The following is a 12,510-nucleotide window of genomic DNA, read 5'->3' on the forward strand; positions in this document are numbered from 1 at the left end:
AAATAGGTATTAACTTAGGGTGTGTCTGCTGCGACGACGTTGCAGCCATTCATGAATCAGATGCCGGTGCAGGCTGATAGAACGCCCAACTACCACCAGAATCAGCAATGCACCGGACAACGCGCTCGATATCTGGTTTGGTGTACCAATCATTTGCAAACCTTGTTGTAAGTAACCCACCAGTAATACTGCCAGTGCCGTTCCGAGGATGGAGCCAGAGCCGCCGTAGATGTTAGCGCCCCCCAGAACCACTGCGGTGATGGCTGGCATCAGGAACGATGCCCCCAAATCAGAGCGTGCCGAGCCGAAATAAGAAACCAGCAGGACTGCGGCAATCGCAGACGCCACGCCAGTCAGGGCATACAAGATGCATAAGGTGCGCGCGACGGGCAGGGCGCTGTAACGGGCCACTCGACTGTTTTGCCCGATAAGGAATACGTTGCGCCCGCTATGAGTACGGTGCATCAGCAGCCAGAACAGCAGCACGCAGACCATAAAGATAACCAGTGGGACGGGCAGGCCGAATAACGTTTGGTTGGCAAAATCGGTAAAGGCTGTCGGGAAGCCGCCAATCCCTTCATAGCCGGTTGCACCGGAAATGCCAGACAGCAGCAAAGCGCTGCCGCCGAACAGGTACATGGTGCCCAAGGTTATGACCAGCGGGTTGACGCCGGTATACAGAATCAGCCCGGCATTAATCAAACCGCATAGTGCGCCAACCACCAGTGTCAGTGGGATCGCGACACTCATGGGGACACCCGCTTGAAACATCACTCCTAGGAATATGGAGCACAATCCGATAGTTGAACCGAATGAGATGTCAATTCCGCCACTGACAATCACCATGGTTAGCGGTAAAGCCACAATACCGATACAGATGAAATCACTGGTACTGAACAGCAGTACGTTGATATCCAACATGCGAGAATTTGATAAACCAAACAGCAGGATTTCCAGTACTAACAGTGCAGCCAAGGCCAGTTCCCATCCATAACGGCGATATGTATTCATCGCGCTACCTCTTTTTATACCCTTCATCTTTCAAATTGCAGGTGTGTTACCTGCTCTCGTTTACCCGAATCACTTACCACTGTAAGTTCATCGGGATTCTCTCGTTTGCCGCCTTCCTGCATCATGAAATCTATTGGGTATAACGTTTTTCTTTTTATCCGAAGTTGTCGGCTTACCAGAAACTGCCGGACGAGCTGTAAAGCGAGCATATTTCTGCTGGCGGATATTGCGCTCAATGGCACAGCGCAGGCGGCCATCGAACACCAGCACACCCAGCAACACCAATCCGGCAATAAAGTCATTCCACCACGCAGGCAGGCGCAGTAGCACCAACACGCTGTCGATTTGTGTTAATAGGTAAGCCCCCAGAATGGCCCCGAGAATGGTGCCAGTGCCACCAAGCAGGCTGATCCCACCCAGCACACAGGCGGCGATGGCTTTCATCTCTAACCCACTCCCTGTCTGATTAGGGATAAAGCCAATTTGGGAGGCGAAGACGATCCCCGCCAGCGCGGCCATCACACCATTCATTGAGAAAGCGAAAATACGAATGCTGTCAGTGCGGATCCCCAGTTGGCGTGCGCCCTGCAAGTTATCGCCGGTAGCATAGAAACTGCGGCCAAAGGCGGTTTTACCTAGTAGCAAGGCCATGGCTACAATCAGCAGCATAATTAGCCAACCGATAGGAGAGATAGAAAACAGAATAGGGGTGGATAAACTTTTCAGATCTGCCGGCAGCCCTTCTATCCATTTCCCGCCGGTTATCAATAGCATCAAGCCGCGATACAACCCCAGCGTACCCAGGGTGGCGACAATCGCCGGGATGCGCAGCCAGGTAACCAAAATGCCATTAAAGAAGCCCGTCACCATGCCAACCAGCAGAGCAAACAGGCAGGAGGTTGCCAGGCCAAAACCCGCATTGAGCGCCATACCCACGGTGACGGCACATAAGCCGGTAATGGAGCCGACGGACACATCAATATTGCGGGTTAGCATCACCATGGTGGCGCCGATGGCTAACAGGATCAGGATCTGTGCGCTACTGAAGATCATGGTGAAGGTTTGCAAGGTGAAGTAATTACTGTCGATCACACCAAGCAAGGCAAATAAAGCCAAAATGGCCAACAGCGCAGTACCTTCGCGATTGTTTTGAATAAATCTCAACATGATGCACCCTCATTTTCAGCAGATTGGCGCACGCTGGTATCATGTTCACCAAAGGCCAGATGCATAATGGTATCGACGTTCATTTCCGCCCCACTGACTGCGCCACTGATTTCACCCTGATGCATGACCAACACCCGGGAAGCCATCTGCACCACTTCTTCTAGATCTGACGAGATAAAAATGATCGCCACATGCTGAGAGGCAATACTGCGGATCAATTGATAGATATCACTGCGTGCTGACACATCTACGCCACGAGTGGGTTCATCAATAATCAGTAACAACGGATTGGCCTCAAGGCATTTCGCAATCAACAGCTTTTGTTGATTACCACCGGACAAGGTACGCACGGGTTGCTCAAGGTGACTGAACTTAATGTTCAGTGCCCGGCGATAGCGTTCCAGAATGGCGGCCTCTTGTGCCGGATGCGTCCATACCCCTTGATTACCCTGGGTTAGCGAGCAGACATTCCAACTGAGTGGTGCATCCAGATAGAGGCCAGAGGCTTGGCGGTCTTCCGGCAGATAAACCAACCCGGTTGCCAGACGATTGACGGTTTTCATCAATGTGATATCAATACCCTCCAGCCTGACGTGACCACCGCTGGCGGGCCGTAAACCATAAAGTGTTTCAGCAAGTTCTGTTCTGCCTGCGCCAACCACCCCTGCTAATCCCAGAATTTCACCGGCATGCACCTCAAAAGAGATATGGGCAAAACCTTCACCGCTCAGATCGGTAACTTCGATCACCGGTTGATTGGACTGAGCGCGCGCTTGAGAGCGGCGGTTACCGGGCAGCTCCAGCCATAACTTCTGGGTATCGGATAATTCGCTGTTTTTGGCTTGTGGCTTAATAGCCTGAATAATTGTATCGATTGAGAAATCAGTAGTGGCACCGCTCAGAGCGATGCCGCCATCGCGCATGACACTGACCCAATCTGCCAGTTGACGGATTTCAGGCAATTTATGGGAGATAAACACCACTCCGACACCTTGCTGCAATAACATTTTGATTTGGCTAAATAAACGATTGGTTTCCGCCGGTGTCAGTGACGCCGTTGGCTCGTCAAGGATCAAAATACGTGAATCGCGCATCAGGCCGCGCATAATTTCTACTAGCTGTTGATCTGCCACATCCAGTGAACCGGCGCTGACTGACAGGTCCAAATGGCAACCCAGGTTTTTGAGTAATTGCGCCATCTTCTTCTTGTCGGTCTGATGCTTGGGCAAACGAAACAGAATATTTTCTTGTACCGACAGATTGGCAAATAGCATCGGCTCTTGGGGGACCAAATAAATACCGAGTTGATGTGCTTTGGCTGGGGTGAGGTTAAGGCAGGCTTGCCCATTGATCTCGATAGTGCCGCTGTCTGGAGGGAGCACGCCGGCGATAATTTTCATCAGCGTTGATTTCCCCGCACCATTTCCCCCCAACAGGGCATGTACCTGTCCTGGTTGCAGGGTAAAGTCGATATTTTTCAATACCACTACGCCGGAAAACTGCTTGCTGATACCACGAACCTGGAGCAGCGGTGGCGGATTGGTGTGCGGCATCAGTGGCTCCTTTTTATGAACAAAAATATTTTAAATTTAAAAGTGTTCAAAAAAGATAGCTGTATAATCCCATTTATGGCGTAATCAAGATCACATTTCCGTGAATAAAAAAATTTAAATTAAAATATGTTCAAATGTATTGCCTAAGCTGTTAGCGTAGTTATCAATTGTAATTTATACCCGTCATCTTCAAGTTGCAGGTGTGTTGGCTGTGCTCAATCGCCCGAATGACTTACTTATGTAAGCTCATCGGGATTATGAACCTCATCAGAGGTTCACCTTACGGGCCAGCGTTTGCCGCCTTCCTGCATCTTGAAATCTCTTGGGTATAGCATTTATCAGACCGTGGATTTTTGATCGATGATGAATCAACGAAGAATGAGAAAGCGGCAATAGGGATCACGGCTAATGATGAAAGAAAAATCAGTAACAAAAGAAAAACCCATGTCGTCTAACGATGAATACAAATATCCGGGTAATAGCATGAGTGAAGAGGAACTGCTCGCTCGCATTGCGTGGTTTTATTATCACGATGGCTTAACACAAGGGGATATTGGCGAACTGTTGGGGCTGACCCGGCTGAAGGTATCCAGATTGCTGGAAAAAGGCCGCCAGTCAGGGGTTATTCGGGTACAGATTAATTCGCGCTATGAGGGTTGTCTGGAACTGGAAAACACCTTGCAACAGCATTTCGGCCTCAAGCATATCCGCATTCTGCCTTCTTTGGCTGATCTCAGTATCAGTAGCCGGCTGGGAATTGGTGCTGCACATTTATTGATGGCATTGATACAGCCACAACAATTACTGGCAGTTGGTTTTGGTGAAACCACCATGTGTGCCTTACAGCATCTAAGCGGTTTTATCGCCTCACAGCAGGTCAGGTTGGTAACACTTTCTGGTGGGGTTGGCTCTTATATGACCGGTATTGGTCAGTTGGACGCCGCTTGTCAGGTCAGTATTATTCCTGCGCCGTTGCGTGCTTCCAGTGCCACAGTGGCGGAAACATTCCGTCAGGAAAACAGTGTGCGCGATGTGATGCTAGCCGCACGAGCGGCTGATGTCGCCGTCGTGGGTATCGGTTCGGTTAATCAGCAAAAAGAGGCCACCATTTTACGCTCCGGCTATATCGGAGAAGGTGAACAACTGATGTTCAGTCGCAAAGGTGCGGTCGGCGATATCCTTGGCTACTTTATGCAAGCCGATGGCGCATTGGTGCCGGATATGCAGATTCACCAGGAGCTGATTGGCGTCTCACTGGCAGATCTGACCAACATCCCGACGGTGATTGGCGTCGCCGGTGGCGTTGAAAAATCAGAAGCGATTGTTGCTGCATTGCGGGGAAAATACGTGAATGCATTAGTGACTGATGAGCTGACAGCGAGATCAATTATCAAACTGATTTGATTGGCTATTTTACTTGTCAGCTTAGGCTTGTGCAGGGGTTCAAGAATAACGCCAATAGTTTTGATTATTCTGTTGAGAAAAAGGCAGTAGAGGACGGGTTTATCCACGAATTTATATAAAAACACATTGAAGCTGAGGATCGAACATGAATCAACTCTCATCGGCTGAATACCTGATGGCTCTGGATGCAGGCACCGGCAGTGTCCGGGCCGTTATATTTGATCTTAACGGTAATCAGATCGCGGCCGGGCAGGCTGAGTGGCTACATTTGCCCGTACCTGATGTCCCTGGGTCGATGGAGTTTGATTTAGCGACTAACTGGAAGTTGACCTGCCAGTGCATCCGTCAGGCCTTGCATCAGGCTAAGCTACCGGCAAGTGCTATCCGTGCCGTTGCTGCCTGCTCAATGCGCGAGGGCATTGTGCTCTATGATCGCAGTGGCAAACCTATCTGGGCGTGCGCCAATGTGGATGCTCGTGCCAGCCGTGAAGTCAGTGAGCTGAAAGAGCTGCATAATGATGGGTTTGAATTCGAGGTTTATCAATGTTCAGGCCAAACTCTGGCGCTGAGTGCTATGCCTCGGTTACTGTGGCTGGCGCATTACCGCCCGGATATTTATCGCCAGGCGGGCACGTTAACCATGATAAGCGACTGGCTAGCCAATATGCTCAGTGGCGAACTGGCGGTTGACCCCTCCAATGCGGGAACCACCGGCATGCTGGATTTAGTCACCCGTAACTGGCAGCCGAACTTGCTGGAGATGGCCGGATTACGTGCCGATATTTTATCGCCGGTCAAAGAAACCGGAACACTGCTAGGCCATGTCACAGCACAGGCCGCAGAAGAGAGTGGTCTGCTGGCGGGAACGCCAGTGGTGATGGGCGGTGGCGATGTACAACTAGGTTGTTTGGGGTTGGGGGTCGTTCAACCGGGTCAGACCGCAGTATTGGGCGGCACCTTCTGGCAGCAGGTAGTAAATTTGCCTAAGCCGATTACCGATCCGAATATGAATACGCGGATTAACCCTCATGTTATACCCGGTATGGTACAGGCGGAATCCATCAGTTTCTTTACCGGCCTGACCATGCGCTGGTTCCGTGATGCATTTTGCGCCGAAGAGAAATTACTGGCGCAGCGGTTGGGTATCGATACCTACAGTTTATTGGAGGATATGGCCGCCCGCGTACCGGCAGGTGCTTATGGAGTGATGCCGATTTTCTCCGATGTAATGCGTTTCAAATCCTGGTATCACGCCGCGCCTTCCTTTATTAACCTCTCACTTGATCCAGAAAAATGTAACAAGGCCACACTGTTCCGTGCACTGGAAGAGAATGCCGCGATAGTCTCGGCCTGTAATTTAGCGCAAATTGCTGAGTTCTCCGGCGTAAAAGCGGCCTCGGTAGTGTTTGCTGGCGGAGGTTCAAAAGGGAAACTGTGGAGCCAGATCCTAGCCGATGTGACCGGAGTTTCTGTGCGGGTACCGGTTGTCAAAGAAGCCACCGCACTCGGTTGTGCTATCGCTGCGGGGGTAGGGGTCGGCCTATATGAAGCGCTGGATAAAACCGGTGAACGGTTGGTGCGCTGGGAACATGAATACACCCCGAACACCGAGCATCAAGCCCTTTATCAGGCGGCAAAGGTTAACTGGCAAGCAGTATATACCGATCAGTTGTCGCTGGTGGACAGTGGGTTGACGACCTCTCTATGGAAAGCCCCTGGCCTCTAAAATTGGCTATCTTACTTGCCAGCTTGAGCTTCGGGGCAGTGCTCGCCGCCGTCACGTACTGCGTGTACGCTCCGTTGGCTGCGCGCTGTCCGCACTCAATCTGCCTGCGCCGATAACGCCAATTTCCTCTGGTAATTATCTTACTTGCCAGTTTGAGCTTCGGGGCAGAATGATCATTACAATCATTCGTGGCTTTATAGAGTTAGGTAAGAAAGATATTGGCATGCTATACCCTAAATAATTCGAGTTGCAGGAAGGCGGCAACTGAGTAAATCCCCAAGAGCTTACTCAAGTAAGTGACTGGGGTGAGCGAGGGCAGCTAACGCACATGCAGCTTGAAGTATGATGGATATAAAAGAATTGCCATGCAGTAAACACTTGGATAGCATTATTCCCCCTCTTTCGTTGCCGATGATGGCGCATCCTATGATGAATACATCAAATAAGACAGAATCACCTGCCGGGCAACCTTCTGCTCCTGTTGCTGCTACCCAACAGCGGGCATTTAACCTGCCAGATACATTGCGGGAGAAAAGTAACGTTCAGCGTATCTTAGTGATTAAATTACGCCATTTCGGCGATGTTTTACTCACTACGCCGCTACTGAGCACCTTAAAAGCCAACTATCCACAAGCAAAAATCGACGTCCTGCTGTATGGCGGAACGCAAGATATGCTGCGAGAGAACAAAACAGTTAATCATGCATTTATTGTCGACCGTGGCCTCAAGCATGCGGGGCTAAAAACGCAAATCAGTGGTGAAAAAGCGCTGTTTAATGCATTGAAAGAACACCATTATGACCTGATCCTCAATCTATCAGATCAATGGCGAGCCGCAGCGTATTGCCGTTTATTAAAACCCGGCTTCAGTATTGGTTTCCATTACCCCAAACGCGATACCTGGCTATGGCGCTATTGCCATTCTACATTGGTTGATATCCCCAATGCGGCCAAAAGGCATACTGTACTCAATAATCTGGATATCCTTGCGCCACTGCAACTGACGGATATTATTACTGATGTAACCATGTCTTATGGTGCGCACGATGTTGAACGGGTAAAGCAATTGTGCCAACAACGCCATATTAATGACTATATATTGATCCAACCTTCTGCTCGCTGGAAGTTCAAAACATGGGCCAGCGAATCGTTTAGCCAACTCGTCAATCATCTCACCGATCAAGGTGAAACCATTTTGCTTACCGGTGGCAAAGATCAGGCTGAATTGGACTATATTGCCGAGATCATTGCCGGGTGCACACAACCAGAAAAGGTCGTTAATTTGTCGGGCCTGCTGGCGCTACCGGAACTGGCGGTGTTTATCGATAACGCTAAGCTATTTATTGGCGTAGATTCCGTGGCGATGCATATGGCCGCAGCCTTACAAACACCCGCGGTAGTCCTCTTTGGCCCCAGCAATCTTAACCAATGGCACCCGTGGCAGGCTCCCCACACGCTATTATGGGCTGGACATTACCGTTCGTTGCCACACCCTAATGAGATAGATACTGACACGACCGATCGATATTTGAACGCCATTCCGGTGAGCGAAGTTATCAATGCTGTTGACTCTTGGCGTACTCAAAGCCAGTAATGTGCGGGTAACGCATATCTGTCAGTAACTTTATTTTCCGCTAACCAGCTTAAGCTGAGAGAATTATGACAATCCCATCGACTTCTTCGCCAGTCGCTTTCACGACCAACCGTCGCAGTGAAATGCTGAGCGGTATTACAGCATTGTTGCTAGGTATTTCCTTACCGGCATCCAACTCACTGATCAATATCTCGCTGGTTTTAATCTTGATCTGTTTGATAATCAATCGCAACGCATTGCAATTCAAGCCATTACTGACGAATCCGTTGATTTACCTGCCAGCCGCCATGTTTGCACTACTGGCATTATCACTGTTGTTCCATCACAACAGCTACGGCCCGGATATGGTGGGTAAAGATAAGAAATTTCTTTATGTGTTGCCGTTAGCCCTGTTTTTTATCAACCAACCACGGTTGATAAAATTGTTCGGTATCGGCTTCTTAGCGGCTAACGCGGTGGCATTAGCCGGAACATTGGCCGTTGGAGTGTTGCACATTCCCATTGGCAATGTAGACCCAACCAACCCGACCATTTTTAAACTACAAATTACCCAAAACTTCTTTATGGCATTGGCCGCGCTGTTGTGGCTAGCGCTAGCTTTTAAAAGTCAGGGTTGGAAACGCTGGGGGTATGGCTTGCTGGTAGCGGCGGCTAGCTACAGTATTCTGTTCTTGGTATTGGGGCGAACCGGTTATGTGGCATTGGTTGTTGGATTAGGTATATGGTTATTTTTCTCGCTGGGTAGCCGCCAGCGCTGGCTATTAGTGGTATTAGGGGCAATCGCCTTTACTGCGTTGCTACTTATACCCAATAAAGCCACGGATCGTATCGTCCAGGGTGTTGATGAGATAAAAGTCTGTATGGCCGCTTCTGCGGATGATGTAAATGATGCTTGTCGTAGTTCGATGGGGCAACGTTCGGCCTTTGCCATTGAAGCTGTGCGGCTAATTAAAGAGTCTCCTATTTTGGGGCACGGCGCTGGCGGGTTCTATTATGAGAATCCAGAGATCAATTACAAAATCAATAATCCACACAACCAATATCTGTTGGAAACGATTCAATCAGGCATTGTTGGCCTAATTATCTTTTTGGCATGGATTGTCTGTTGTTATCGCGTTATTTGGCAACAGACACCGGTTTTACGCAATGTGCTACTGGCCGTATTGACCAGCTATATGGCGTGTAACTTCTTTAATTCATTCCTGCTGGATTCATCTGAAGGCCATCTGTTTATGATTTTCGTCGCAATTTTGGCGGGCTATTCAGTAACAGAGACTCAGCATGTATCGGATAAGTAATTGATATAACAGGATATATATCCTGTGAATGTGACGTGCAATAAAAACGGCCCCTACTAATGGGGCCGTTTTTATTGATTTCGTAATAATGATGAATGTCTTGAATCTAAAAGTGAATTTTAACGGGAAAACCGATATCTCTATTTGGATCAGAAGATATTTAATGAGATGTAAACGCAGCGCATTGAATATACGAATGTTATTTACGTTTCCTGCTTTTTTGTTGGAATGATAATGTCAGTTATCAGATATTTCCTGCTTAATTTCATCATCATAATCCTACTGCATGTAAGATATTTCAATTATAAACATTAATATTTCTAATGATTTTGTGGGAAAAATGGAGGTGTTTTTCATTTAAATCACCGTATTTCATCAGTGATTAATTTTAAAATGTTGGTTTTAGTTAAATTAAAAAACTGATTTATTATGAAATTTCAGCATTAAACGATGTAATTTTTCACTGAATTAGATGTTACAGTCGAAAGTTTACATTGTTGTAACAAATGTAAATGAACTATAAATGGAGCCTACAATAAATCGAGATAATTATTATTCGGATGCGGTTTGCATTGATTTTTTCGTGATGAATAACTGCGCGGTAATGATTGAAAGAACAACATCATATCCATTTTATAAAAATCAAAACCTGATATATGGCTGTAGTTATCACCTGATTACATATGGCTAATCGATGGCGGTCAGAGGGGGGTAAATGTGAGCTGATAGAGAGTTTTAATAAGATATGACCTATTTTTTATAACGGGATGGTTATTTTTAACTCATTGAAAATAGTTGATTTTTTTGTTTTCACTTTTAATGGTCAACCTCTAAACGTAGACCATATAACGCGAGTGAGCAAGGCCGTAGAGGCTCCTATATATATCGGGATAATTAGGTTAATACCTATGCTTGAATCATCTCAAATGACTATTCTGGAAAAAACAGATATCTATGCTAATGGAGTGACCTGCTGGCAGTGAATTAAACTGTCATGTGATTTCTTTAGTATACAAAATGATGATTTTCAACATGGTTACAAAACCATAGATCCCGTGATATTTTTTCAATAATTTACATTTTGTAATATTTGGTCTGTTTTTTCGGCATTATGCAATAGTTTTAAAGGAAGCTATGATAATTATGTATTTATATTGATAAGTGGGTCTGGGTGAATCTGTCTGTGAGATAAGCAGAATTTACATTTAACTTAATTTATCCAATGTCATTGAGAGCATCATGGCCAATTCAGCAACGAATAAATTATCTTTACCGGCCCTTACCTCTTTGGTGGTCGGTTCAATGATCGGGGCTGGCATATTTTCATTGCCGGCAACATTTGGACGAGCAACGGGCGGGTTTGGTGCACTGATTGCCTGGTGTATCGCCGGGGGTGGGATGTTAATGCTGGCTTTTGTTTTCCAAACATTAGCGCAGCGTAAACCTAATCTCGATTCTGGGGTATTCATCTACGCAAAAGAGGGCTTTGGGGATTATCTTGGTTTTGCTTCTGCATTAGGTTTCTGGGCTGGTACCTGTATTGGTAACGTCTCTTACTTTGTACTTATTAAATCTACGTTAGGGGCTTTCTTCCCGATATTCGGTGATGGTAATACTATTCCAGCGGTGTTAATTGCCTCCGTTATTTTATGGGGATTCCATATCCTGATATTGCGCGGCGTTAAAGAAGCTGCGGCAATTAATACCATCGCTACCTTTGCAAAAATAATTCCAATCTTCATTTTCGTCATTGTGCTGATTTTTGCCTTTAAAGGTGATGTCTTCGCGTTGAACTTCTGGGGCACGCCAGACGTGGTTAAAGGTGCCGATTTATCCCATCTGAATGACTATGGTTATGTTGGTCATGCGGCTGCGGCAATCACCACATCGGTTGAACCTGAGTCTTTATTCTCTCAGGTACGTAGCACCATGCTGGTCACTGTATTTGTATTCTTGGGTATCGAAGGTGCGAGCGTTTATTCACGTTATGCCAAAGAACGTAGCCATGTTGGTATTGCGACTGTTCTGGGTTTTATTGGTGTGCTGTGCCTACTGGTATTGATCACTATGCTGTCTTACGGCGTGCTACTGCGCCCTGATTTGGCAGCGTTACGCCAGCCATCAATGGCCGGGGTGTTGGAAGCGATAGTCGGCCGCTGGGGGGCAATATTTATCAGTGTTGGCCTGATTATCTCCGTATTGGGTGCTTATTTATCATGGTCACTGCTGGCGGCGGAAGTCCTGTTTTCGGCGGCCAAGAGTAACAGCATGCCAAAAATATTCGCGACTGAAAACAGCAATGCTGTGCCTTCAGCAGCGGTTTGGCTGACCAATATCTTTATACAGATATTCTTAATTCTCACGTTGTTTACTGATTATGCTTTCCAATTGGCACTGGAATTAACCAGCTCATTAACTCTGATCCCGTATCTGCTGGTGGGAGCTTATGGCTTGAAATTAGCATGGACCGGTGAGACTTACGAAACGAATAACCGTGGTCATAGAAAAGATTTAATCTTTGCCATTATCGCCACTTTCTACTCTGCACTGATGATTTACGCCGGCGGTCTGAAATACGTGCTGTTGTCGGCCATCATTTACGGACCAGGCACTATTTTGTATCTGATTGCCAAACGTGAACAGCATCAAAAAGCCTTTAATTCCTATGAGAGAATACTGTTTATTGTTCTGATTGTTGCTGCGGTTGCTGCGATTTATAGCATTGCCACCGGGATTATCACCATATAATTTATTGGAG

At 47.2% G+C, this 12,510-nt stretch carries 8 protein-coding genes; 5 read left to right on the forward strand and 3 right to left on the reverse strand.

Annotation, left to right across the window (positions count from 1 at the left end; genetic code table 11):
- Window positions 1–9 precede the first annotated feature (9 nt).
- The 3 genes from lsrD to lsrA form a co-directional block, all read right to left on the reverse strand.
- A complete protein-coding gene (lsrD, locus tag A6J67_RS06510; protein ID WP_032907243.1) occupies window positions 10–1,011 on the reverse strand; it encodes an autoinducer 2 ABC transporter permease LsrD in 1,002 nt (333 codons plus the stop codon).
- A gap of 87 nt (window positions 1,012–1,098) precedes the next feature.
- Complete coding sequence (gene lsrC / locus A6J67_RS06515; RefSeq protein ID WP_032907245.1) at window positions 1,099–2,178, reverse strand: autoinducer 2 ABC transporter permease LsrC; 1,080 nt, start codon at window positions 2,176–2,178, stop codon at window positions 1,099–1,101.
- Window positions 2,172–3,731, reverse strand: a complete 1,560-nt coding sequence (gene lsrA, locus A6J67_RS06520; RefSeq protein ID WP_050296808.1) for an autoinducer 2 ABC transporter ATP-binding protein LsrA — start codon at window positions 3,729–3,731, stop codon at window positions 2,172–2,174. The genes lsrC and lsrA overlap by 7 nt, the downstream gene beginning before the upstream one ends.
- Window positions 3,732–4,142: 411 nt before the next feature.
- On the opposite strand from lsrA, the gene lsrR reads away from it, so the two are divergent.
- From lsrR to A6J67_RS06545, 5 genes are all read left to right on the forward strand, one after another.
- Window positions 4,143–5,135, forward strand: coding sequence for a transcriptional regulator LsrR (lsrR, locus tag A6J67_RS06525; RefSeq protein WP_032907275.1), 993 nt, complete (start codon window positions 4,143–4,145; stop codon window positions 5,133–5,135).
- A 145-nt stretch (window positions 5,136–5,280) separates the two neighbouring features.
- Entirely contained in the window at window positions 5,281–6,861 is a 1,581-nt protein-coding gene (gene lsrK / locus A6J67_RS06530) for an autoinducer-2 kinase (protein ID WP_005189725.1), read from the forward strand.
- A gap of 426 nt (window positions 6,862–7,287) precedes the next feature.
- On the forward strand, window positions 7,288–8,454 hold the full coding sequence (gene rfaQ / locus A6J67_RS06535; RefSeq protein ID WP_042568622.1) for a putative lipopolysaccharide heptosyltransferase III: 1,167 nt from the start codon (window positions 7,288–7,290) through the stop codon (window positions 8,452–8,454).
- 65 nt (window positions 8,455–8,519) lie between these two features.
- Window positions 8,520–9,752, forward strand: a complete 1,233-nt coding sequence (gene waaL-ps / locus A6J67_RS06540) for an O-antigen polysaccharide ligase WaaL-ps (RefSeq protein WP_050296809.1) — start codon at window positions 8,520–8,522, stop codon at window positions 9,750–9,752.
- A 1,239-nt stretch (window positions 9,753–10,991) separates the two neighbouring features.
- Complete coding sequence (locus A6J67_RS06545; RefSeq protein WP_032907252.1) at window positions 10,992–12,500, forward strand: amino acid permease; 1,509 nt, start codon at window positions 10,992–10,994, stop codon at window positions 12,498–12,500.
- Window positions 12,501–12,510 lie beyond the last annotated feature (10 nt).

The organism is Yersinia sp. FDAARGOS_228 (assembly GCF_002073315.2).
In the GTDB taxonomy this organism is placed as follows: Bacteria; Pseudomonadota; Gammaproteobacteria; order Enterobacterales; family Enterobacteriaceae; genus Yersinia; species Yersinia intermedia.

What these genes read in the sequence shown, in the direction of transcription:
- lsrD (WP_032907243.1), bottom strand. Translation starts at nt 1,011, where the DNA reads ATGAATACATATCGCCGTTATGGATGGGAACTGGCCTTGGCTGCACTG.
- lsrA (WP_050296808.1), bottom strand. Translation starts at nt 3,731, where the DNA reads ATGCCGCACACCAATCCGCCACCGCTGCTCCAGGTTCGTGGTATCAGC.
- rfaQ (WP_042568622.1), top strand. Translation starts at nt 7,288, where the DNA reads ATGATGAATACATCAAATAAGACAGAATCACCTGCCGGGCAACCTTCT.
- lsrC (WP_032907245.1), bottom strand. Translation starts at nt 2,178, where the DNA reads ATGTTGAGATTTATTCAAAACAATCGCGAAGGTACTGCGCTGTTGGCC.
- lsrR (WP_032907275.1), top strand. Translation starts at nt 4,143, where the DNA reads ATGAAAGAAAAATCAGTAACAAAAGAAAAACCCATGTCGTCTAACGAT.
- lsrK (WP_005189725.1), top strand. Translation starts at nt 5,281, where the DNA reads ATGAATCAACTCTCATCGGCTGAATACCTGATGGCTCTGGATGCAGGC.
- A6J67_RS06545 (WP_032907252.1), top strand. Translation starts at nt 10,992, where the DNA reads ATGGCCAATTCAGCAACGAATAAATTATCTTTACCGGCCCTTACCTCT.
- waaL-ps (WP_050296809.1), top strand. Translation starts at nt 8,520, where the DNA reads ATGACAATCCCATCGACTTCTTCGCCAGTCGCTTTCACGACCAACCGT.